The sequence below is a fragment of the Ruegeria sp. ANG-S4 genome (assembly GCF_000814005.1).
Lineage (GTDB): Bacteria > Pseudomonadota > Alphaproteobacteria > Rhodobacterales > Rhodobacteraceae > Ruegeria.
This window is the reverse complement of record NZ_JWLK01000001.1, coordinates 1,134,210-1,156,080: the sequence shown is the minus strand read 5'-3', so window position 1 is coordinate 1,156,080 and position 21,871 is coordinate 1,134,210. Positions and strand designations below refer to the sequence as shown.

19 protein-coding genes and 2 pseudogenes are annotated in these 21,871 nt (G+C 51.8%); 10 read left to right on the top strand and 11 right to left on the bottom strand.

The annotated features are described in order from the left end of the window. From RA28_RS05880 to RA28_RS05865, 3 genes are all read right to left on the bottom strand, one after another. On the bottom strand, positions 1 to 1,128 hold the full coding sequence (locus RA28_RS05880) for an efflux RND transporter periplasmic adaptor subunit (protein WP_241481067.1): 1,128 nt from the start codon (positions 1,126 to 1,128) through the stop codon (positions 1 to 3). 317 nt (positions 1,129 to 1,445) lie between these two features. After that, positions 1,446 to 1,982, bottom strand: coding sequence for a luciferase domain-containing protein (locus RA28_RS05870; RefSeq protein ID WP_052261286.1), 537 nt, complete (start codon positions 1,980 to 1,982; stop codon positions 1,446 to 1,448). A 66-nt stretch (positions 1,983 to 2,048) separates the two neighbouring features. Beyond that, positions 2,049 to 2,639, bottom strand: a complete 591-nt coding sequence (locus RA28_RS05865) for a YceI family protein (RefSeq protein WP_052261285.1) — start codon at positions 2,637 to 2,639, stop codon at positions 2,049 to 2,051. A gap of 124 nt (positions 2,640 to 2,763) precedes the next feature. Between RA28_RS05865 and RA28_RS22170 the strand changes: the two genes are divergently transcribed. Further along, a complete protein-coding gene (locus RA28_RS22170) occupies positions 2,764 to 3,345 on the top strand; it encodes a TetR/AcrR family transcriptional regulator (protein WP_052261284.1) in 582 nt (193 codons plus the stop codon). Positions 3,346 to 3,634: 289 nt separating this feature from the next. On the opposite strand, the gene RA28_RS05855 is transcribed toward RA28_RS22170, so the two are convergent. Beyond that, on the bottom strand, positions 3,635 to 4,261 hold the full coding sequence (locus tag RA28_RS05855; RefSeq protein WP_039524489.1) for a LysE family translocator: 627 nt from the start codon (positions 4,259 to 4,261) through the stop codon (positions 3,635 to 3,637). 378 nt (positions 4,262 to 4,639) lie between these two features. Here RA28_RS05855 and RA28_RS05850 point away from each other — a divergent pair, with 378 nt between their 5' ends. After that, a complete protein-coding gene (locus tag RA28_RS05850; RefSeq protein ID WP_039524486.1) occupies positions 4,640 to 5,125 on the top strand; it encodes a LysM peptidoglycan-binding domain-containing protein in 486 nt (161 codons plus the stop codon). Between the two features lie 103 nt (positions 5,126 to 5,228). Here the strand turns inward: RA28_RS05850 and dmeF are convergent, their stop codons facing one another. Next, positions 5,229 to 6,194, bottom strand: coding sequence for a CDF family Co(II)/Ni(II) efflux transporter DmeF (gene dmeF, locus RA28_RS05845; RefSeq protein WP_039525944.1), 966 nt, complete (start codon positions 6,192 to 6,194; stop codon positions 5,229 to 5,231). Between the two features lie 29 nt (positions 6,195 to 6,223). Then, positions 6,224 to 6,496 carry a metal/formaldehyde-sensitive transcriptional repressor gene (locus RA28_RS05840; RefSeq protein ID WP_039524484.1) on the bottom strand — a complete coding sequence of 91 codons (273 nt, stop codon included), beginning with the start codon at positions 6,494 to 6,496 and terminating at the stop codon, positions 6,224 to 6,226. Positions 6,497 to 6,810: 314 nt separating this feature from the next. On the opposite strand from RA28_RS05840, the gene RA28_RS05835 reads away from it, so the two are divergent. The 3 genes from RA28_RS05835 (at position 6,811) to RA28_RS05825 (ending at position 10,477) form a co-directional block, all read left to right on the top strand. After that, entirely contained in the window at positions 6,811 to 8,445 is a 1,635-nt protein-coding gene (locus RA28_RS05835) for a tetratricopeptide repeat protein (RefSeq protein WP_039524481.1), read from the top strand. Between the two features lie 272 nt (positions 8,446 to 8,717). Continuing rightward, entirely contained in the window at positions 8,718 to 9,800 is a 1,083-nt protein-coding gene (locus RA28_RS05830; RefSeq protein ID WP_082029734.1) for a hypothetical protein, read from the top strand. 92 nt (positions 9,801 to 9,892) lie between these two features. Further along, on the top strand, positions 9,893 to 10,477 hold the full coding sequence (locus RA28_RS05825) for a hypothetical protein (protein WP_039524475.1): 585 nt from the start codon (positions 9,893 to 9,895) through the stop codon (positions 10,475 to 10,477). A 265-nt stretch (positions 10,478 to 10,742) separates the two neighbouring features. Here RA28_RS05825 and RA28_RS05820 read toward each other — a convergent pair whose 3' ends face one another. Continuing rightward, on the bottom strand, positions 10,743 to 11,021 hold the full coding sequence (locus tag RA28_RS05820) for a DUF4242 domain-containing protein (protein WP_082029733.1): 279 nt from the start codon (positions 11,019 to 11,021) through the stop codon (positions 10,743 to 10,745). Between the two features lie 146 nt (positions 11,022 to 11,167). Between RA28_RS05820 and RA28_RS05815 the strand changes: the two genes are divergently transcribed. Further along, the gene (locus RA28_RS05815) at positions 11,168 to 12,094 is read left to right on the top strand and encodes a LysR substrate-binding domain-containing protein (RefSeq protein WP_039524472.1); all 927 of its coding nucleotides are present in this window, start codon (positions 11,168 to 11,170) and stop codon (positions 12,092 to 12,094) included. A 231-nt stretch (positions 12,095 to 12,325) separates the two neighbouring features. Continuing rightward, the gene (locus RA28_RS05810; RefSeq protein WP_039524469.1) at positions 12,326 to 13,642 is read left to right on the top strand and encodes a hypothetical protein; all 1,317 of its coding nucleotides are present in this window, start codon (positions 12,326 to 12,328) and stop codon (positions 13,640 to 13,642) included. Positions 13,643 to 13,649: 7 nt separating this feature from the next. On the opposite strand, the pseudogene RA28_RS23135 reads toward RA28_RS05810, so the two are convergent. After that, a pseudogene (locus RA28_RS23135) lies at positions 13,650 to 14,007 on the bottom strand (ABC transporter ATP-binding protein); the annotation flags it as partial. Between the two features lie 76 nt (positions 14,008 to 14,083). Beyond that, complete coding sequence (locus RA28_RS05805) at positions 14,084 to 16,204, bottom strand: hypothetical protein (RefSeq protein ID WP_152612018.1); 2,121 nt, start codon at positions 16,202 to 16,204, stop codon at positions 14,084 to 14,086. Here RA28_RS05805 and RA28_RS05800 point away from each other — a divergent pair. Both RA28_RS05800 and RA28_RS05795 read left to right on the top strand, forming a co-directional pair. Then, the gene (locus tag RA28_RS05800; protein ID WP_152612017.1) at positions 16,199 to 17,641 is read left to right on the top strand and encodes a transporter substrate-binding domain-containing protein; all 1,443 of its coding nucleotides are present in this window, start codon (positions 16,199 to 16,201) and stop codon (positions 17,639 to 17,641) included. The genes RA28_RS05805 and RA28_RS05800 overlap by 6 nt on opposite strands. 65 nt (positions 17,642 to 17,706) lie before the next feature. Continuing rightward, on the top strand, positions 17,707 to 18,702 hold the full coding sequence (locus tag RA28_RS05795) for a hypothetical protein (protein WP_152612016.1): 996 nt from the start codon (positions 17,707 to 17,709) through the stop codon (positions 18,700 to 18,702). Positions 18,703 to 18,770: 68 nt separating this feature from the next. Here the strand turns inward: RA28_RS05795 and RA28_RS22980 are convergent. Together RA28_RS22980 and RA28_RS05785 are read right to left on the bottom strand one after the other, a co-directional pair. Next, positions 18,771 to 19,055, bottom strand: a pseudogene (locus RA28_RS22980) (DDE-type integrase/transposase/recombinase); the annotation flags it as partial. A gap of 943 nt (positions 19,056 to 19,998) precedes the next feature. Further along, positions 19,999 to 20,871 carry a LysR family transcriptional regulator gene (locus RA28_RS05785; RefSeq protein ID WP_039525938.1) on the bottom strand — a complete coding sequence of 291 codons (873 nt, stop codon included), beginning with the start codon at positions 20,869 to 20,871 and terminating at the stop codon, positions 19,999 to 20,001. Positions 20,872 to 21,015: 144 nt separating this feature from the next. Between RA28_RS05785 and RA28_RS05780 the strand changes: the two genes are divergently transcribed. Beyond that, a complete protein-coding gene (locus RA28_RS05780; protein ID WP_052261348.1) occupies positions 21,016 to 21,864 on the top strand; it encodes a TauD/TfdA dioxygenase family protein in 849 nt (282 codons plus the stop codon). The last annotated feature ends 7 nt before the right edge of the window (positions 21,865 to 21,871 follow it).

The window sequence follows — 21,871 nt, the reverse complement described above, 5'->3', positions numbered from 1 at the left end:
TCAGTTTTCTGCGATCAAAGGCAGTTCGATCAATTCCGCAGCAACGACGCTGCCCGGGCGGGCGCGAACAAGACCTTCGATGACCAGCGTCTCTGACCCATCCAAACCTTCACGAACGACCCTGTACCCGTCAATTCTGGGACCAGGCCGGATTTCCTTTGGTATGACGTTACCTTCAGCATCCACTGTCATCACCAATCTTCGGTTCTGATCCGAAGCAATCGCCTCGTCCGGGATCAGGATGCCTTCATAGGGAAGCGACCCCGGAACATTGACCCGTCCGAACAAACCGGGCGTCAAAAGCTCATCCGTGTTGCGCAGAACCGCGCGAACGCGCATCGTGCCGGTTTCGTCGTCAATGCGATTTTCCGAGAAATCCAGTATTCCGTTCTGGGGTGGAATGCTTCGGTCGGCCACTGTGACCTGAACCTGAAGGTTGTCCGCGCCTTCTTGCAAAACGGATCCCCGCGCACGCGCGTCCCGCGCATAAGCCAGAAAATAACGTTCATCTATGTCGAAATAGAAATAGATCGGGTCGGTCGAGACGATCGATGTCAACAAGGTGTCCTGTGCGATGATCAGGTTTCCAGGATCGACCCGTGCCTGGTCGATACGCCCCGACATTGGAGCACGGATTTCCGAGTATTCCAGATCAAGCTCGGCCAACTCCAGCGCAGCACGCGCTTGTTCCAACGCACCTTGGGCCGCAAGAAAAGCCTCGCGACGTTGATCCACCACGCTCTCTGCGATGTTGCCGTTTCTGATCAAAGCCTCTGCGCGTTCCAGCTGATCGGTTGTGAAGGCACTTGTGGCTTCAGCAATGCTGATCTGCGCCCGGGCTTGCCTCAAGGCCGTGCGAAACTGACGCTGGTCGATCGTAAACAGCAAATCCCCCTCTTCGACGAGACTCCCATCCTTGAAATGCACCTGGTCCAGAAAACCGGAAACCCGCGCGCGGACGTCGACGTCAGCCGCGGCACCGAAGCGACCTACAAACTCATCATCTTCCACAATGGACTTCACAACCGGTTTTGCGACTGTCACGGGTGGCGGACCCTGCTGTGCCGAAAGAACGCCAGCGAGAGCGATCAAAAGAACAGTGGCGATGGGAAAAACCCTGATGATCATGTTCATGCCCCCAAGATGGACGATGACTCAAGGCCAAATCTACCATCGATCACTCGAGATTGATCTAGCATAAAGGGTCTGGTTCGTCCGATGTTAATGAACAGTTTGCCCCATTTTTGGGCTACATGTAAAAGAAACGACAATTTTTTTTGCGACTGGCGAGGTATAAGTCTGGCCCAAACCAGACGTTCAAAACACCACTTTGCAATTTCCGGGTTGTCGACGGCGCTCCCGCTATTGATCGCTGAATGCAGGGCGACTGAAACAGCCATCTGACAGGACGTCGGCGTCACCGAAAACGTTCGGGCAATACAAGCTTAACCCAAGGTGTTGCCGGTGATGAAGGTGTACGAACTTTCAACCAAATCGATGACGACATCCAGTTCTTCTGGCGTGGTCGGTGTATATATCATGACAAAGCCGCTCCACCCTGAACGTTGCTTGGCCCAAGGGTGTGCTACGGCCCAGCCGGCCTCAATTGCCCGTCGTGCCAACGCGGGGTCCAGCGCAGCGTGCAAGCTGCCATCAGGGTGTATATGCGCAAACTCCAACCCGCCGACGATAGAGTTCGGTCGAGACAGCAGCATGTCGGGATCAAGCTGAAAGCCGATCGCGCCAGGAAGCGATATTCGTGTCGGGCCAAGCGTGACCCCCGGGAATTGCGCGACGCGCTCCAGCAATAGCCGCGACAAATCGGCATCAATTTCGACGCCAATCTGAGTATGCGGAACGCTGCTTGTCGTTTCAGGACGGGGCGAGGTGCGCTCTGGAAGGGCCTGTTCTTGCGCCAATACCAAAGGGCCGATGTTCACCGATACTGCGGCAAAAGCCAATATTTTCAGGAGTTTGTCCATCAAGCTGGCAACCCTATCAAAAGTTAAGAATGAGCACTGCGTGCAGTATCAGCACCCTTGCACACATCATTCAGCCTTTAGCGCTTCGACATTGATCAAGAGCGCTATGTCGTCGCTCACCGCTGGTGCAAATGCCCCAAGTCCGAATTCAGACCGCACGATAGTCGCGGTGGCTGCGAGACCCAAGGTCGGCGTGCCCTCCTTTTTTCCAAAGGGGTATGGCGCTGACTTGTTAAGCGTTGTTTCCAAAACAACAGGTTTGGTGACGCCATTCAGGGTCAGGTCGCCAGAAATATTTGCGGTATTGTCTCCGGTCACTTCAATGCTGGTTGAGGCGAATGTGACCACGTCACCGTCGCTTGCGCCAAAAAAGTCATCGGACATGAAGTGTTGCATGCGGGCATCCCAGCCCGTGATCATGGATTTTACAGGCATAGACACCGTGACGGATGACGCAGACGGGTCATCTTCGTTGAACTCTATCTCACCGCTGAAACCTGAGAACATTCCAAACGTCTCCGAGAACCCGATGTGGTCGTAGCTGAACAAGACCTGACTGTGTCCAGGATCCAGTTTATAGGTACCGCTCTCTGCCAGTGCACCGGAGGCGCCTACCGACAAGAGTACCACCATCGAGGTTGCCGCCGCTTTGAACATTGATACGCTCCTATTTTGGCAAGACGTGTTTGCGGAATCGCGTTTTGGGCTCTAGTTTTCAGTCGGCCACACTTTTAGGACAAAATGTTCTGTTATGCAACAAATTGTTCTATAGGAGAGATAATTGAAGGAAGATCCCAGGCTGATCGCCACACGACAGGCCGCACTTGATGCTGCGCAAAAGATACTTATGGATAAGGGCGTGCTACACGTGACCCACGGCGCAGTTTCCAAGGCAACAGGAATTTCGCGCAGCACACTATACAGGCACTGGCCCGATGCGCGCAGCCTGCGGGATGCTGCGTTCCGGCGCATCGCAACACCGCCGAACATACCGCCCAAAACCGATGGCCCGCTACAATCTGACCTGCGCTGGTTACTTGGTGTACTGATGGGCGCCTTGAATGATACACCGTGGGGCCAAATCGCACCTCAGGTGGTCGCTGCTGCATCCACTGACGAAGAAGCACGATTGGTCATAACGGAATTCATGAAAGACAGGTTCGCAAGTGTTGAAGCCGTCTTTTCAGCCGCAATATCCCGTGGTGAGATCACCGCTGATGTTCCGGTTGAACAGTTGATAGAACTGGCCGTCGCAGCTCCTTATTTCCGCAAACTCATCCGTCACGAGACGCTGGACGAAGATTGGTTGGATCAACATGTCGATCTGCTTTGCCAAATAGCCAAGACCAATTCGCGACATTGACCATCGCCTGAAGGTGCGAACAAAGCGATCAAGGAACTTTACGATTTCCAAGATCGCGATAGAGCCACGGACCTCGCATGACTAAATCGCACCGCTCCTCAAAACGTTGATCTTTGCACCTGATCTGCTGCGACTGATCTTTCATGTTGCGGCATGAACACCTTTGGGCTCGGTGTGGCCATTCTGCTCGGCAAGAACGATTGGGTTGTCGCAGCCCGATGCAGACCGTCGCAAGCATAGTTCGCAAAACCTGCGACGCGGACTTTGCAGCCGGCTTCAGAGCGCCGACTTACGGCTCCTGAAAGGCGAGGCGGACTCCGAGCGCGCAGTAAATGCCGCCCACAACCTTGCCTTGCCATTTCAGAACCGTCGGGTTGCGGCGAAAGAAGTTTCCAAGACTGCCAGCGGCAACCGAATAGACAATTGTGCTGAAAAATCCGATCAGCGCGAAGACAACGCCCAGGATCGTGAGTTGAAGGACCGCAAAGCCCTTCTCTGGCGCAACAAACTGGGGCAGAAACGCGAGAAAGAACAACGCCGTTTTCGGGTTCAAGATTTCTGCCAAGATTGCCTGCCTGAAAGCCTGCGGGGCAGTGATAGGCAAGCGCCCTTGGCCCAGATCAATTGGGGTTTTCTCCAAGATCGCCCTCAATCCAAGGTAAATGAGATAAGCCGCCCCGATGTATTTTAGGATGGTGAAAAGGGTGGCAGACGCCGCGATGATTGCTGATATGCCGACAACGGCCATGGTCGTGTGAAGAAAATCGCCAGCCGTGATGCCCGCCCCCGTAGCGATTCCGACTTTGGTGCCCGACGTGGTTGCCCGCGCAACGGTCAACAGCGTTGCAGGACCTGGGATGAAAACGAAGCCGAGAACGATCAACGAATACGTTAGCAATACGGAAGGATCGATCATTCTGTGCACCTCAAAGATACCGGCAATTATTAGCAATCCACAGAACTTTGCGAATGACAAGCACTGAAACCGGACGTCATCTGCACTCTGACGTAAGCGCCGGTTGGGCTCGCCAATGGCGTTCTCTGCGCTTCACACAATGAACTGGTCAGGCACATGCCGGATATTGGCCTAGCAGGGCACAACGTTAGCTGTGACAACGAACTAGACCTTCGCCATAAGCGGAACATTGGCGTCAACTGAACGCAGAGTGGAGATCGGCGAAACTGAGAACGATGGCCTGAACCTTTGGGCGTTTGTGCCAGATTTCGCCCATTGCATTTGGTCGTCAGGACGATTTCAGTTTATAGTCGCGGTCTTTCCGTAAGGAGATTATCAATGAATATCGAGGTTCTCCAACCTAAGCCCTTTGATATAGTCGGCAGCACCATCATGATCGCAGGAAATGCCGTCGGTTTCGAAGGCCATCTTTCTATTTCTGTCAGCGACGGGCATGTCGAATTTAGCGGCGCGGCCGCGGCCGGGGCAATCGCGTTACGGCAGTTTCAAGCTACGGTCGACATTCCGGACAACCCGAATTTCCAGCTGGATCGCCTCTTTGTGACGGTGACTGACGATAGTGCTGGCGGAGAAGGTGTAATTCCTACAGTTCATGTTCCCGTATTCTACGGGCCACGCATTCTGTCAGACTACATCGGCTATCGGAACTACACGGTAGCGCCAGGCGATACATTGAGCGCGATTTCAACGGCGAACTATGGTGATCCGAGTCATGTTTCGATTATCCGGCGTGCGAATGCACACCTGATTGATGACCCCAACGTAATTTTTCCGGGTCAGGATTTACGTATTCCGATCTCCTGACCTTAGCTTTTGAATGGTTGGGTGACCCGAAACGGTTCGTGGTTCGGCTTTGGAACCCGGCACGTCACAAAAGACTTGTTCGATCTGGCTGTTACAACCGCGGCTATCGGGGTTGGCCGTCACCGTAAACTTCCACAGTGGTGTGAGACACATGGTCGATCCGATCCAACATCGCCTTGTATTCAGCCGCGGGCTTTGGTGTCTCGGACGCAATCGACACGATGACCGAATAATGGCCCGGGCCGACTTGCCAGATATGCAGGTCGGCGATCCGATCTCCGTCAGTTTCGACGGCCTTGCGCACCTTTGCCTCGATGTATCCACCTTCTGGCACCCGGTCCAGCAGCACGCCGCCGGAGTCTTTAATCAAACCCCAAGACCAACGCGAAATCACAACTGCACCAACGATGCCCATAACCGGGTCCGCCCAAAACCAGCCGTAAGCGCGGCCTAGGAGGAGCGCAACAATTGCCAGCAACGACGTCAGCGCGTCCGCCAAGACATGCAAATAAGCCGCGCGCAAATTGTTGTCTTGGCTATTGCCATGGTGGTGGTCGTGATCATGATCGTGGTGGTGATGATGCCCGTGACCATGATGATGGTGGTGGTGATGATCGTCCCGCAAAAGCCATGCACTCAGCAGGTTCACGAACAGTCCGATTACAGCCACCATTATCGCCTGGTTGAAGCTGATCGGGACTGGCTGAAGAAGGCGTTGAAAGCTCTCCCAACCGATCAACAGTGCGATCAGCGCCAAGATCACTGCGCTGGCAAACCCTGCCAGATCCCCGACTTTACCAGTCCCGAACGTAAAAGCGCGATTGCCGGCGTTCTTTCGTGCGAAGCGATAGGCCAGTACAGCGATAAGCATGGCTGCGGCATGTGTGGACATGTGCCAGCCGTCTGCAATGAGCGCCATCGAGCCGAACCAATGACCTGCAGCGATCTCTACGACCATCATCGTGGCGGTCAGAGCTATGACCAACCAGACCCGACGCTCGTTTCGCTCTTGATTGGCGCCCAGGAAGACGTGATCGTGTTCAAATCTTGGGGTTGCTTCTTGGCTCATTTCAACGCCCTTCTGGACAGTCGTGACCATCATTTGAGGTAGGACTTCAAAATTTGAATCATCTCTTCTGCACCCTTCTCACGAGCAGTGTCGTCAGTGGCGTCCACAACATGGCTGCGGAGGTGTTCTTCAAAGACTTCGTTGGTCAAACCCGCCATGGCCCCACGAATGGATGCGATCTGCCTTAAAACTTCGGTGCAATCTGCATCTGCATCCAGTGCGCGTTCGACACCCTCAACCTGACCCTTGATCCGCCGAAGGCGCGCAATGAGTTTCGCGTTGTCGCGGTTTAGATGACCCATGAGATACCCCTTAATATAGTATAGAGGGGTATACTACAGAACGCCCTTAAGGCAAGCCTGCTAGCCTCGGTTTGAAACAAATCATCGAAAGGAAAGCAGGCTTTCGTTGCCCCTCGGCATAGTTTGCCTTGGGCGGATGGCGCCGATCTCTTCGGTTGGCATGATTGTCTGCTTGCAGCCCAAACGGAAAATTCAATGCAGTGCTTTGCAATTCCGGCTTAGCGGACAAAGCCGCCATGGTATTGAACTTTCGAGGAAACAGTCAAAACAGGCCGAAGTATGTTAGTATGCACCCTTTGAGAGGGAGTGTTTATATGGCCGATTACTTTGATTTGGGAAAATACAGTCGCCCCGCTAGCGCAGTGCCGGATGCTCAAGTCTGGTTTGATCGAGGGCTAATATGGGTATTTGCCTATAACCATGAGGAAGCGATTGTTTGCTTTGAAAAAGCAATCAAAGCTGATCCAAAATGTGCGTTGGCCTATTGGGGCATCGCTTACTCCATCGGACCGAATTACAACAAACCGTGGGAAGTCTTCACTCCGGAAGAAAAGGCCCCCGCTTTGGAAAAAGCTCATCAAGCGCTGAAGGATGGATTGGCACTGGCGGATGCAAAACCAGCAGAGCGTGCCTTAATTGAAGCGCTGGCTTCACGTTATCCTTCTGACCCCGCAATTGAAGACTACCAACCCTTCAACGATGGTTTTGCGGAGGCCATGAAACCAGTTTACGAGTCCTACAAAGACGACTTGGACATAGCCTGCATTTACGCTGAGGCCTTGATGAATCGAACGCCTTGGCAACTCTGGGATTTCAAGAACGGCATTCCAAACCCAGAAGCCTCTACTGTCGAAGCCATGGAAGTTCTAGAACGTGCATTTGAACTAACGAAGGGCGCTTGGGATCACCCTGGGCTGCTTCATATGTATATTCATCTCATGGAAATGTCGCCGCATCCTGAAAAGGCGCTTCGCCATGGCGACAGACTGAAGGATTTGGTGCCCGACGCTGGCCATCTTGTGCATATGGGCACACACATTGATGTCTTGTGCGGTGAATATCAAAACGTGCTCTATCGCAACCTTGCGGCGGCCAAAGTTGATGACGTGTTTAAGGAATACGCGGGTGCTGCGAACTTCTATGCTTTGTATCGCATTCACAACCTGCATTTCGCCTTCTATGGCGCCATGTTTCTTGGACAAAAAGCTGCCGCAGTCGAGGCTGTCACGCGCCTACGTGGAGAAGTTCCCGATGAGGTTGTTCGCAGTTATCCGGATATTTTCGAAACCTTCGTAGCGGCGGCACCCCACGTGTATATCCGGTTTGGAATGTGGGAGGAGATCCTTGAACTTGAGCAACCAGACGACAAGGAACTCTACGTAACAACCAACGCTTTGATCTATTACGCCAAAGTTGTGGCGTTGGCCAATCTCAGCCGCCATCAAGAGGCCCAGCTGGCCATGCAAGAGTTTGCTGCCGCTTATGCTGAGGTGCCGGATAGCCGTATGCTATTCAATAATTCGGCGCGCGACGTGCTCGCTGTGGCTGAGGAGATGATGAAAGGAGAGATCGAGTTCAAGGCTGGCAACCGGGATGCAGGGTTGGATCACCTCCGCAAAGCGGTCGAACTGGACGACGGATTGGAATATGAGGAGCCTTGGTCTTGGCCGCAACCATCCCGTCATGCTCTGGGCGCTTTATTGATGGATGCAGGTGAATATTCTGAAGCCGAAGCTACCTACCGGGCCGACTTGGGCCTTGACGGAAAGCTACCCAGGCCAAGCCAGCATCCGCGTAATGTGTGGGCGTTACACGGGCTCCACGAATGCCTCCAGCGTCGGGGCGAATCTGTAGAGCTCCCACATGTGAAATTACTTTTGGACCAGGCCGCCGCCCGTGCGGACATTCCGATCCGCGCCAGTTGCTTGTGCCGGTCGGCGGTTGCCTGACGTGCCGAAGTTTCAATTGGCTTGAGGTATATGAAAAGAGGAGCTGACATGGGCAACCCGTCGCCTTTGGAACTCGGAATTCGGCAAAGCGGACCAGGTGATGAGAAGTTGGCAGAGTCCGATGCCGGCGATGAGCCCAAGCTCCATGTTTCTGGCACATATCCAACAACCGTATGAAGCCGTTCTTGGCCCGGTAATTTTTCGATTTTGGGTGACGCAACGTTTAAACTGTAAGCCCTGGCTGCCAACCCAACTGCAAGTGGGAGGACCGTATGGACGATAAGAGAAGCCCGACTGAGGGAATGGTGGACTATGCTGGAAACTCCCTTCCGCAGAAGCACTCGATCCAATCCCGCGCAGACGATGTTCGGAAGATGGCCGACAAGGTTCTGGCCTCATCAAACGAAATACACATTGCCGACTATGGCTGTGGTACCGGCGCAAACGCGATTTTATCAGTAAAGCCCGCCGTAAAGTCTTTTACTGACCGCTATCCAGATCGCTCAATCTTTGTTCACCATGTCGATCAGGCGGAAAACGATTGGAATACCCTATTCGATTGCGCTGCCGGCCAAGACGGCTACGCCAAACTCTCTTCCCGTATTCGCCCTGTCGCAAGTGTAGGTAGCTTTTTCTCAATGGCTGCACCGACCTCTTCCATTGACGTTGGGACTTCGTTCGGTGCGAGCCATTGGCTCAGCTCGCAGCCCGTTATCTCTGCAAAAGGCACACTGTGGTTCGCAGATTTGAAGGGTGAGGCTCGCCTGGAGCTCAAAGAACAAGCGCAGCGAGATTGGGAGACCTTCCTGGCTTTGAGACTGCGGGAGTTGCGCAAAGATGGAAGGCTTATGGTCTCAACACTGGGCGCCATCCCGGACACGAGTGAGGCCAATGGTATTTGCAGTTCTGGCCGCCATACTTACCGGGCTATGTACGACGTTGCCGAAGCGATGGTGAACGACGGATTGATTTCTGAACCCGCTCTTCGCGACTTCATTATGCCAATTTGGTTCATGTCAAAGGAGGATGCGCTTGAGCCCTTTAAGCGCAATATGGAATTGGCAGATGGCTTTGTGATCGAAAGAGCAGAGGTAGCTCCGGCTCAGCAAAACCCGAAAGATATCTTCGCAGACCTGATCAATGCGCCCCAAGAGTACGCAGCAAGCTATAAGGGGTTTGTCCGTTCCTTTACCGAGTCCACATTCAGGCAATCCTTGTTGCGTGGTGAAACCAACCAAGCAACCGAAACTCTTCTGAACGAGTTTTACGACCGTTTCGAGGCGCTCATCAAAGAAGGAATGGGCAAATACGCCTTTGAAATCTGGTTGTTGACGATTGAGCTTAGAAAACAATGAGCGCGCATCGATGCGGACCTGTTTCAATCTGTCTCTTTCGCAACGCGTGCCGAACTATTTCGCTCAGCCCTTTTCTATACAGGAGTGTCAAAATGCGTTTTCTTGCCGCAATGCTTCTTCTCCTCCTCGCCCTTCCGGCTGCCGCAAACAACGCCCCGGAATGCGGCCCATTTACTGTCTACTTGGAAGACCTGAAAATAACGTCCGGTGGCGACAATCTCGGGGATGTTGCGGTCGGGCATGTCACAGTTTTTAGTGAAGATGGACAGTTTATCGGTACGCAGAATGTCACGACATTGATAGCGCCCGGCGCAAGTGAGGGCGAAACGCGGCTTATCGTTAACGCTTACCTGACGATCAACAGCAACCAGCTGATCTATTCCGGGTCTTACCCAGCCCCGAGTAGTCCCGACACTGTGCCCCACTTCGAAACCCAATTGGCAGTTGTCGGCGGCACTGGAGTGTTCAAAGGCGCAAGTGGCCAAGTGAACTTTTTAAAAAAGACGACAAACGCGCTGCCGCGTTCGACATCAAGTGCTTCTGACGGCCGTCGGCTGCAAGGACTTAGGGTAGGCAGCGGTAAGAGAGGCGTTTTTTGGTCGGTCGGCGCGTCTTTAACCTCAGATGTCCAGTCGATCTCCAAAGGCGGAAATCTCAGCAATCAGCAAATTTGCTAGACTTCAGGAATTGCGCTCGTGGCCCGAATTGAACCGGCGCAACTTGGCTATTCGATTTCCGATATGCGGGTGAAGCTGATGCTCCTGTCGCCGGAAAGATGAAAGCAGGCTGCACAAAGCCGACCCTCAAAGGTCGGTTCGGCGTTTGGAACGCTGCGCAAAAAGCTGACAAGGGATGTTGTCGGGCCGTGATTGACCACGTGAAACCTTTCAAATCACGAGCGGCAACCACCATGGAGTGGTCGCCGCATGAGTACCTTTTCTACTAGTTGTTCGCGGTCAGCGGATCGATGATCTGGGGAACTTCGGTTATCTTTCCCACGGGAATACCAGACAATTCGGAATGTTTCTGAATCTCCGCCTCACTTTCAGCCAGGTAAATGCAGAATGTCTTGTCCCCGGCGACATAGGAATGCTGCCATTGAATTGATGGACCGACGTCGGCAAGAGCTTTGTTCGAAGCACGAGATGCGGCACAAAGCTCGGTTAACGAAAAATCTCCGATGCCGGGAATATCCCGCTCGATCATAAACCTTTTCAGCATTTCTGAACCTCCGTGTTGCCGTCTACTGAGATTGTCGCATTCAGAACTCAAAAGTCCGAACTAAATTTTCTTTTCTAGGCTAAAGAAAAACTGCCCGAGTGATGAGAATTATTGCGCCATCGAAAGAAAATCTTTACTAAATCTGCATGGCTACGCATTTAAAGTCCCTGCAAGCAATCGAGGTAGCCCTTCGGACCGGATCGTTGAAAGCAGCCGCAAGCGATCTGGGTATAACGCCAGCCGCGGTTGGTCAGCGGATTCGGGCCCTTGAAGACTACCTTGGGACAGACTTATTGGTTCGTGGAAGGTCCGGCTTGCACCCGACGCCCGAATTAGCCGAAGCACTGACAGACCTCCGCACTGCATTTTCTGCGCTAGAGCGCGTGTCCGCCACACTTGATTTTCAGAGAGTGAGCGAGCTTCACATCGTTGCCGACCCGGATTGGTCAGAATTGTGGCTGGCGCCTCGTTTGCCGAAATTCCGCGAGGACCACCCGAACATTCTTTTCTGTATCAACGGCGCAGGCGACGTTCCGATGCGAATGGGGGCACCGGATATTCGTGTCGAATACGGCGGGTATGAAAAAGGAGAGCCGCTCTTCACAGACTATCTTGTTCCCGTTTGCAGCCCTGACAACCTGCGCAGAATTGCCGACTACGACACCGAACACGAAATGGAGGGGATGCCGCTTCTTCATTTGGAGGAACACAGAAGTGAAGAGGACAGGCCAGGATTTCGTGAGTGGTTCCAGACTTTCGGAATGCGTCGAACGGGCGCTGACCGAGGACCATACTACAAGCGCGCGGAGATGGCCCTTGAAGCGGTAAAAAAGGACGTAGGGTTTCTGTTGTGCGGCATTTCTTTGATCGAAGACGATCTGGAAAACGGGGCCTTGGTGCTTCCCTATCCCGCTGAAAAAGGGTTGTCCGCGCCAAACCCATTTCGGATCCGCCTGCGGGAACAAACATCGCAACGCGCCCAATTGCGCCGATTTGTGGAGTGGGTCAAGCGAGAGGCCGCAGAAACTCAGAAACAGATTGATGGCTTCAGAACAAGCAGCAACAGTAGTTAGCGCGGTACGTGCGCCCGGGTGCATCCCGACAATTTCCAATTTGCTGTTTGACCGCTGCACGGGCGAAACTCATTAACGTGTGGATTCAGCCCAAAGCGCATGCGGCCAAATAGACGTTTTGAGAAAGCTGAAACACTCAATAAACGTTGCCAAGCTGCGGCAGTCACGGCATCATTGTGTTGATTATTGTTACTTCGGATAGTCCAGAAAAATACTCCAATCGGAGGATTCATGTCCGAGAAATGCCCCTATTGCCTGAAAGAGGACATCGCTGACGGCGCGCAGAAGTGTCAGCACTGCGGATCTTGGCTTAGGGAGGAAAAGCGGGCAGACGAGTTTGAAGCCTTCCGGCGCGATGTTCGCGCTGAAATGGCGCAAGGTTTGGAAAAGCACCAAGCTGCGCTCTCGACCGATTTGGAGAAACACCGATCCCACATAGAGAAACTGCTGGGCCGCATGCAAATTTTTGCCGGTGTAATTGCAGCAGTTGCCGGTGCTTTCGCGATCTATTTCACCGGTGTCACCAAGGAAAACATCACGGAAACAACGAGACGGATCGAGCAGGACGCGAGTAATCGAGTACAGAATGCAGCTGATCAGGCAGCACACAAGGCAATTGAATCGGCCGACGAGTCCGTTCGCCAGCATGTCCGGTCAGCTATATCCGAGCGGCTGGATTCCGAAGCGACCCAGCAGTTGATTGAACGCACAATCAGAGAGTCGGTGAACAGGTCTGTGGCGGTTGAGGTCGATGAACGCATACAAGACGTCCGGCGCGAAGTAGATGAGCGAACCGAGGATGCTCGGGCTCAGCTTGATTTCGCTACGAAAAAAATCGACAGCGTCCGCGACGAAGCTGAGACGGCCCTGGCCGCGGCCCAAGAACTACAGACCGAAACGGAGCAGGCCGTAGCAAGTGTTCGCGGTATCGAGGCGAGTTTTGCGAGCGCACAAGTTCTGGACGTATCAACCAACCGCTCGGTTTTGGAGTTTCAAACCGTGCGCGGTTCTGGGAAAGAAGGGTTGGACGTTCTGGAAAGTCTCGTTGCAGATCGAATAAACGCGCTGACTTTTAACGTGGGAAGCAATGAATACTGGGCTCCGATTGTCTGGAAATATATCAACGTCTTGACCGAGGAACCTCAATTTCAGTGGGTAGTACTGCAATCATCGGAAGGTCGCGGCGCTCTTGGCTTCTGGGATGCTTCGCAGCTTGCCCAAGCATTGAACCCTCCCTTCAATCAGGAATTGATCGAGGTTCATGGCAATGACATGTTCGCAATTCCCAGTGAAGACGAGATCGTCAAATGGCGGTCCTTCACCGATGCATTGAATTCGGGAGACTTGGACTCGCTGTCGCAGGTCGAAGGGTACCATCCCGTAGCCGCCCCAGTTGAAGCGCAATGGAGTAACTTTTCTGCCTTGAGCCACATGCTCGAAGTAGGTGCCGATCAGCTTCCTGTAATCGACGCGGAGGGGGCGCTGGTGGGATTTGTCGACCGTTCACGCCTGACTACGCGTATGTTGGTAAAAGTTGCATCAGAATAATCTACAGGGCGCTGTCAGCGAGCAGCTTTGTATACAAGCGCTTGGGCTGGCAGAAGTCTCTTCCTCCGACAAGATCACCACAGCAGCTCCGAAATTGAGAACCGCAACGCGGCCACTGACGGCCTCTACCGCCGGAAGGTCTTGGTTGATGAAGAGGTAGGTCGGGTCGTGTTCCGATTTCAGATTGAAAAGTAGGTTTTACACCTAAACGTCCAGGGTGGAGACCGGTTCATCGAGAATGGGTATTCGGGCAACCGAAGCCAACGCAAGGACAATACCAATCTTTTGTGCCCGCCCTCCAGAAAACTCGTGCGGATAGCGTTCGAAGAAGTCCTCGGCAAGTTCACCGCAGCAAAGATTTCCTGTCTATGACGCGCTGAACGCTAGATCACGGTGTGTCGACATCAATCGAACCAACTTCAATTTTGGTACGCACATTTTTCAAGGTACGAGGCGCCACAACCACCGAAGAGGCGTTCGGACAACCAAAAGATAGCGAAGGTCGAGCCAGACAGAACTGTTCGTCCTATACTCCCAGTCTTGACCTGCCATGCGGTCATCTAGGCTTCGACGTCGGATTTCGCGATCAATAAGCCAATTTGTCCAAAACAACAGCAGTGGAACCAGGTACCCACCCAAAAAGAGGGTAATAATAAAGTATGTTGGAAAGGGCAATCCTGATGAGATGGCACCACCTAATGTCAGCACGAAGGCCCCCCAAATCAACCACCGCCAATCACGAGGGTGATAGGAGATGCCCGAAACCTTCATAAGTCGGCTGTTCTCCAATAGCTCATTTAGTGGAGGTCGCGTTGGTAATGGCGATGGGACTCGGCCTGTTCTTGTTGATTTTAAGTCGGCAGGTTCTGTCCGAACTTCAAGTGAGGCTGAATCCAACTCAGGTTCTTCGACTTCGTTTGAAGTCGACTGTAGATTCAGTCTTTCACGATATGTAGTTACCGCTACGTAGAGCCCGAGCCATCCTGCAACCGGAGTGAAAAACTGGGCTGTTTTCGCTTCGATTGGATAAAATTGGCCTACGACTATTACCGAAAGCAATGACGACAGCATAGGCATCATGAAGAACCAGCAAAGGTTCATGATTGGAATATCAGGTTGTACCGTTCTGCTTTTGAAGTCCGTATACGAGTCCGCTATTAGGCTAGCGACCAAGAAACCACCGAAAACTGATGTCCCCAACATGCCAAGCGAAAAAGAGAAGGTCACTATCATGTTGCTCGGGTCGACGACACCAAAAGCCATGGTCACCAGTATAACGAGTATAAATACCATCATTACGAGCCAAGGGGCAACTTCAGTTTGATCAGCCTCACCCCTACTCAGCTCAAAACCGAGATGCTCGAGAAACCACTGTGGAGACGCGGTGCTTCTTAATGACATAAGCACCACAATCTTCAGCAGGTCTGCGTAAACCGCCTGGCTTTTTTCGCTGATTTCACCCAAACGCTTAAGCATGAAGTCGCGCAAGACTTCATCATTTGCGCTCTGGCCGTCATCATCCGAAAGCTCCACATCCTCGAGGATGTTGTCGAGTTTTGTGATTGCAAATTCTTCGCTAAGGCGCCCTTCGAAATTTCTGGAATTTTTTCTTCGAATTCGCTCTCTTTCAACTTTTGGCCCTGATTTGCCGTCCAGATCAGGTGTTTCAATGTTATCTGGATCTTCACTATCGTGAATTTTCGCAAAGTCCCCGGCAAAACGACGGCCTAGCGTTTCACCTAGCGTCCGATGAAGCCCGACAACATCTTGTCTTACATCGCTAAGCTGAATACCAAGTTCTTTTATTTTCGAGGAAAAATCTGACATGCGTACCGAACGCCGCGTATCTTCGTCAAGATTGCTAAGTTCGAAAAGGATGTATTCGCACCTTGGGTAGGTTTCCAGATAACCCTCATCCGAGGGTGCATAAAAATCGCCAAGAAACAGCCTGGGCGCACCCTGCTGTGCGTTGTACTGGACAATAAAATTTCGAACCCTCTCGGGGTCGGCCGCGAAGAGATCAAAACGGTCATGCAACATACCGACAAGATTTGTCGCACGTGATGGAATGTCCGCGGCTCGCTGAAGCGTCGACCGCCATCTGGCATCGAAGGATGGTAGGTTCAGCAACGCGATCGCTATAGATAGACCCAAAACAAGCGCTTCAATTGATTGCTTAGATATCGACTCCAACGACTGCTCACACTCGGGAATGACACTTCCGGGAATTTTGCACACGATGGCCATAATGTTCTGAGGTGCCGCGTAAATGACAAGGAGCGCGATCAAACCCATGGAACAATACGCCAATACAAACAAATGATACCTCAAACGGGTAGTATAGTGACTTGTTGGGCGAGCTGGAAACCCGACTGGAGGGCCACTGTCGGCAGACCACTCGGCAAACCGCGCGCTGTAGAACCAATAAATCACTCCTACCGCAACAATGAGCGGAAGCATTGTTTCAGTATGGAGTGCAAAATCGTAGCGCAATGTGGGTACATCAAACGAAAGACCAATTGCGCAGAGTATGAACATGACAATTACAAGTAAGTAGTGCATAATTTACTCATTTTTGGACAATATTTGATTTCTTTTGGACAAGGTGAAGAAATGCTAGCAAAAATTGCGCGTCAATTTAAGTTGTATCTACTTCCTCTTGTTTGCCTGACGTTAACGGTATCAAAATCAGAAGTGTTGGCAGACAACGAAAACCAGACGATACGTGTCGGGGTAAGAGGGGATGCTGCACCATTTTCGTACCGAGATACTCCGCCATCCGCGGATCGCGATGGTTGCAACATAGGTAACGATTTTCGAGGATACGTCGTGGATCTATGCCGCAGGTTCCTCTCCGACCTGTTGGCAAGAAATCCAGACAATTACAAAATTTGTTATGTCGAAGTAACGACGAGCGGCTTTGAAAACCCGAATAGGTTCAAAGCGCTTGATGGCCCAGAGGGCATTGATATGCTTTGCGGGGCAACCACGGCGACACTCGAAGTTGCAGCTAAATACCGCGTATCGCTTCCCATTTTTCTCTCTACGAGCACGTTCATGATGAACGAACCGCGAGTCCGGAAACGGGTCGAGAGCCATGAACGGCTTCGAGTAGGGTTTCTTGTCGATACTACATCTTCTGACACCGCAGGACCTGAAGCAGCGAAACAACGTGCAGAGGTTCTTCGCAGCTTAAAAAGCACGACAAGCGAAATAGCAGTTGGAATAACCAGTCACCACGATGTTGAAGAACGCATTTGTACGCTAAATAACGAAACTGAACCCAACGCGGGATGCAAATCCTCGAAACTGCCATCAGACGTCAGTACTACCGAAGCACAAGTAAATTCAGATCCTGAACAGCAATTAGAGTGCCCTAAAAGCGACGACGTGTGGAACAAGCTCGGCTTAGTTGAAGTTGTCAAATACTATATGAGATGCGCCGAACTTTTCGGTCTATTTCGGTCTTCAAGTGACAAAGAACCCCAAGGTGATTTATCACAGGTAGTCGAAGGAAGTTCGTCAGTTGATCAATCTGCTTTGCATAAGGGGGACGGCCCCGGCGTTGAAGACCTGAAGAAAGATCCAAATCGGTCTTCCGATGATGGTGGTCATAGCAGTGAGCCGCAAAGTGATGTGCAGGAAAAAGAGCAAATAGATATCTACATTGCCGATAGACCCATTTTGAATAGTATACTTAAGAAAATGGAGCTCAAGGGTATCTCCGAAGGGATCGTAATCTCCGAAGAACGTTTCCTTGCACAACCATATTCAGTGGTCTTTCCAGCAGGTGTCCCCAAAGAAGTTGATCTCAAGTCAACGCTACCGTTTGCATTCAACCGATTTTTAGTAGAGGACATTTATCGCCCGGGAAATGAGAAGGAATTTCGCCGATGGTTGAATATTCATTTTGGAGACTCCATTGATGCAAGCTTTATAGAGATGACACGAATTCTAGGTCGCTGGCCCATTGGCCGAATTGATGTTATTCAACCCTAAGGCATAATGAAGACTGTGAAGCTAGATCAGTGAGTCCGTCCGCAGACCGCTGGAGAAACAACAATTTGAACCAAATTTATGATAAACTACAGGATACAATTTTACGAATCGATTTAATGGATACTGCCATGTCCAACAATTACGACTGGAACGAGATATCGCGACAAGTGATTGACTTTGTTTGCAGACAGAGACTTGAAAGAAATAAATTTGTCAAAGCTGCTGGTATCAGCGTTGAGCAATACGACGATCTTATGACGGGTCGCGCAGTTAGCGAAGAAGTGTTGAACTGCGTTTCTCGTCTTTTCAAAGATCGCGGTGAAGACGCCCCAAACTGGACAGATGTGAGAAGTAACGCGCCACCGAGATTTGAAGTGCCTGAGGATACCCCTCCGGAGCCACTTAAAAGTGGGGCATTCCTTATGTATCGACAATCCTTTGATTTCGCAGATCGGATTATTTCCGCGATTGTCGTCATTTATGAGGACGCCAAGCTGGGTCGGTGGCGTTTCGTGTCTGCACAGCGCAACAGCGGTCCGGCAGGACGAACTTACGAATATGTTCATGAGGGTTACGTTTGGCAGGCCGCCACCGCTGGCCTTACTCAACTGATAGCGCTTGACGACGATTGTTTACGGGTGATCACTCTGGCCCGTCCATTAGATTGGGTCGACAACGCCACAAAAGAAGCCCGAGTCAGCATACGCGGTTCTCTTCAGGCGATCTCCCAAAAAGGGGACAAATCTCTTTATCCGGCGTTCTCTCCAGTTATTTTTGAAAACATCAGAATAGAACCGAACACTGAAGATGGTAGTGTTGATTGGCCAAAAGTTGCACAGGCATTGCAGAACAAGACTTTAGAGCTTCCCGATGAAGTAGGCAGTTTTCATTGTGCTGAAAACGAAATGTCCAATATTAGCGCACGCCTGAAAAGTGCCGCTGAAAATATCCTACCGGCGTGTTTTCGAACCCAAAAAGCTGCGCCGATTCCAGACGAACCACCCAGCTTATCTAGTTTGTCTGATGAGTTTGAGGCGGATCCGCCAACAAAGCCACACTGAGCTTCTTGTTCGCGGTGCGCTGTCAGAAGAACTCGAACCAGTCTCAGCGTGCCGCGGAAACCGCGAACCTATCCGGAACAGAGTTGACGCCACGCGCTAAGATCGGCGGTGCGTGTCTGCTTGACGGTGTCTCGGCTGGCTAGCGATCCTTCCTGGTTAGTGTGGTTGTATTCGGAGGAGTGGACGAAAGCGAGTTTCTGTAAACGTCGCATTCGCCTGAAACGTTGCATCGCGCGGTCACGTCGTCGAAACGGCAGGTGCAAGTTCTCGACGCGGTTGTTGAGCCACCTGCCCGTTTGTTATTTGTCATTAGCACCAAGCTCTCTGAAAGCAGCCCGATACGACCCGTAGCGACCCGTGCGCTTTGAGATAGCCTTCTGGAAGCATCCTTTTCTCGCAGTGTCCAAAGGGCCTGTTCGAGCCAAAATACAAAAAACTCTGGTCCAGTGCAGCGCGGGTCGTTGGGAATTTCCTTAGCACCCAATGGCGCGCTGGGGCATTGGCTGGCACAATAGAATCCGAGGCTTTCTTCGTATCCACCGGTCTGTAGTGCATGACCAAAGAAGATATCCTGAATGGTAGGTCGGTAATTCAGATTGGAGTCTCAACGCTTCGCCCGGTCGAATTCGTGATCATCCGTTTATGTCAGAAACAAGTGATGCACGAGATTAGACTTAGCCCTCACCAGTATACAGCAAGACGCAAAGCCGAAATTCAAATTTCGATTGATGTTCAACGAAACAAGCAGAGCGGAAATACCCGCCAACATAGCAAACAGACTCGCGATCCGCGGTGACGCCGATCTTGTCGCACAACGTCCCACGAGCGCCAATTCACTGCATTTGCCTGTGATTTCTCCGACTGACAAAGTGAGTGTTCCGTCCATTGAAGTTCACGTTCCCGCCAGCCAACGATTCTGATAGCAAAACAGGGCATTCTCTTTCCGGAGGCGGCCTTGATCGACAGATTAACAGCGACTTTCGCTTTGAAGGTCATTGCAATTTCAATGTGCATTGGTGCACTCACGCCTCTCATCTTCGCAGACGGATACGAGACTCCAGTGGACGCATTTGTCGGCTGTATGGCCGGGCTAATCATTGGTGCAGGATGCCTAACGGTTGAGCTTACCTTTCTCTCTAATCAATCAATCCGATGGCTTCGGCAGACACCGCTTGTCGTCATGATCGGCTTTAGGGCCGTCACCTACAGTCTGATTTCTCCGGTTGAGTGTGAGCGGGTATGTAAGAGGTCATGGGGTTTTTGTTGGATACCTGCTTGGATGTCACTTCAAAAAAGCTAAGGATCCGCTGCTTCCATCAGAGCCATTTTAACTGCATCAACCATTTTGGCACGAGGCGACGTCGCTACACTTGCCAGACCGACGACGCGCCGAGGTCCATTATGTTCAAGTGGAATCCTCTTGAGCCGCAGGTGGTCATATGCAGCCAAGCCGCTGTCCGGTATGATTGATACGCCAAGTTCAGCGGCCACCATACTTGAGATTGCTTCAAGGCTCTCTAGTTCCATGGCGTCTTTGACTTCAATGCCCTTTCTTTGCAGCCAAGTCTCGATTTGCCTTCCTACAACCGCATCACGCGTAAAACGAATAAACGGTGATGCAACAAGCAGTTCTTTCGGAGGTAGATCTGGGGTGTTTTCCGAGACAAGTAGGACCAATTCTTCGGATACAATTTCAGAGAATTTCAAAGTGTTTGACAGAACATCTGGACGGGAAATGATCGCCGCTTGAATCTGCCCGCGATCTAACTGGAGCAAAAGCTGATTGGTCAAACCTGGAACAATCCGTACATGGATGTCCGGATGCACGGATTTTAGCCTCGCCAGCGCAAACGGCACCAATCCAGTCAGGGTTGTTGGAACGGCACCCAAAGTTATTTCTCCAGAGAGTTCGTTGTTCGACTTCACCCTTTCCGCCAAACCGTCATATGCGGCCACCACGGCAGCAGCCTCTCCGACGAACGTTAGCCCGGTATGAGTAAGTTTGGGCGACTTGGCTGATCGGTCAAATAAATCGAGCCCCAACGCGACCTCCAAATTTCGCATCTGGTGACTGACCGCCGACGGAGTTAGATGCTCCTCCTCTGACGCGGCACGGAAGCTACCATGTCGATGAACTGCGATTAGTGTTCGCAGTGACCGAATGCTCATTCCGATAACCTCGCTACCGCTTGAACCGTGATTCATATGTGAAATTTTTTCACTAATTAGTCAAAGATTTTTCGTTTTTGTTCATTTTTGTTGATGTGTACCTTGCGTACAGCACGCCTTGTGAAACCAAACCCAGAGGTGCTTATGGTTGCTCCCAAATCCAACGCCTATACTTCCATCGTTGCCAAACCTTTTGCTCCAAACCTTGGGGCCGAGATCTATGGAGTCGATTTGAGCCAGCCTGTGCCTGACGACCAGTTTGCGGAGATCTGCGACGCCTTTCACACCTACCAGGTGCTGTTCTTCAAAGAGCAGAAAGAAATACCGCCTGCGCAGCACATTGAATTTGGGAAACGTTTTGGGCCGCTTCATGCACACCCTGCGGCCCCGACAATGGAAGGTTATCCTGAGATTTTCGAGATCCATGCAACAAAGAACTCCAAGGTGGCAAATGGTGAGTTCTGGCACTCTGATGTCTCTTGCGACGAGACGCCGCCCCTTGGAACCATGCTTCAAATCCACATCGCTCCACCCTGCGGCGGGGACACCATGTTCAGCGATATGTATGCGGCCTACGATGATCTTTCTGAACCGATAAAACACATGATCAACGGGTTATCTGCGCTTCATAGTTCCGAGCATATCTACAAAGGCCGCTATAGCGACCGGGGGCAAAAAGACAGCGAAATTGATTGTCCCGAAGCTGTCCATCCGATTGTCAGGACTCATCCGGAAACGGGCCGGAAATCGTTGTTTGTGAATCGAACATTTACAACAAAGATTTTGGGCTTGTCGGAAAAGGAAAGCGACGCGATCCTCAACTTGCTTTTCGAGCATGCAGAACAGATCAACTATCAAATCCGGTTCAGGTGGTCGCTTAACGACATGGCCTTTTGGGACAACCGGTGCTGTATGCACCGTGCGATCTGGGACTATTGGCCCGCAGAGCGAAAAGGGCGACGTGTGACCGTGAAAGGCGATAGACCTGTTTAAACTCGAC

What these genes read in the sequence shown, in the direction of transcription:
- RA28_RS05825 (WP_039524475.1), top strand. Translation starts at nt 9,893, where the DNA reads ATGCGTTTTCTTGCCGCAATGCTTCTTCTCCTCCTCGCCCTTCCGGCT.
- RA28_RS05840 (WP_039524484.1), bottom strand. Translation starts at nt 6,496, where the DNA reads ATGGGTCATCTAAACCGCGACAACGCGAAACTCATTGCGCGCCTTCGG.
- RA28_RS05815 (WP_039524472.1), top strand. Translation starts at nt 11,168, where the DNA reads ATGGCTACGCATTTAAAGTCCCTGCAAGCAATCGAGGTAGCCCTTCGG.
- RA28_RS05830 (WP_082029734.1), top strand. Translation starts at nt 8,718, where the DNA reads ATGGACGATAAGAGAAGCCCGACTGAGGGAATGGTGGACTATGCTGGA.
- RA28_RS05810 (WP_039524469.1), top strand. Translation starts at nt 12,326, where the DNA reads ATGTCCGAGAAATGCCCCTATTGCCTGAAAGAGGACATCGCTGACGGC.
- RA28_RS05835 (WP_039524481.1), top strand. Translation starts at nt 6,811, where the DNA reads ATGGCCGATTACTTTGATTTGGGAAAATACAGTCGCCCCGCTAGCGCA.
- RA28_RS05820 (WP_082029733.1), bottom strand. Translation starts at nt 11,021, where the DNA reads ATGCTGAAAAGGTTTATGATCGAGCGGGATATTCCCGGCATCGGAGAT.
- RA28_RS05780 (WP_052261348.1), top strand. Translation starts at nt 21,016, where the DNA reads ATGGTTGCTCCCAAATCCAACGCCTATACTTCCATCGTTGCCAAACCT.
- RA28_RS05855 (WP_039524489.1), bottom strand. Translation starts at nt 4,261, where the DNA reads ATGATCGATCCTTCCGTATTGCTAACGTATTCGTTGATCGTTCTCGGC.
- RA28_RS05785 (WP_039525938.1), bottom strand. Translation starts at nt 20,871, where the DNA reads ATGAGCATTCGGTCACTGCGAACACTAATCGCAGTTCATCGACATGGT.
- RA28_RS05880 (WP_241481067.1), bottom strand. Translation starts at nt 1,128, where the DNA reads ATGATCATCAGGGTTTTTCCCATCGCCACTGTTCTTTTGATCGCTCTC.
- RA28_RS05850 (WP_039524486.1), top strand. Translation starts at nt 4,640, where the DNA reads ATGAATATCGAGGTTCTCCAACCTAAGCCCTTTGATATAGTCGGCAGC.
- RA28_RS05805 (WP_152612018.1), bottom strand. Translation starts at nt 16,204, where the DNA reads ATGCACTACTTACTTGTAATTGTCATGTTCATACTCTGCGCAATTGGT.
- RA28_RS05870 (WP_052261286.1), bottom strand. Translation starts at nt 1,982, where the DNA reads ATGGACAAACTCCTGAAAATATTGGCTTTTGCCGCAGTATCGGTGAAC.
- RA28_RS05865 (WP_052261285.1), bottom strand. Translation starts at nt 2,639, where the DNA reads ATGTTCAAAGCGGCGGCAACCTCGATGGTGGTACTCTTGTCGGTAGGC.
- dmeF (WP_039525944.1), bottom strand. Translation starts at nt 6,194, where the DNA reads ATGAGCCAAGAAGCAACCCCAAGATTTGAACACGATCACGTCTTCCTG.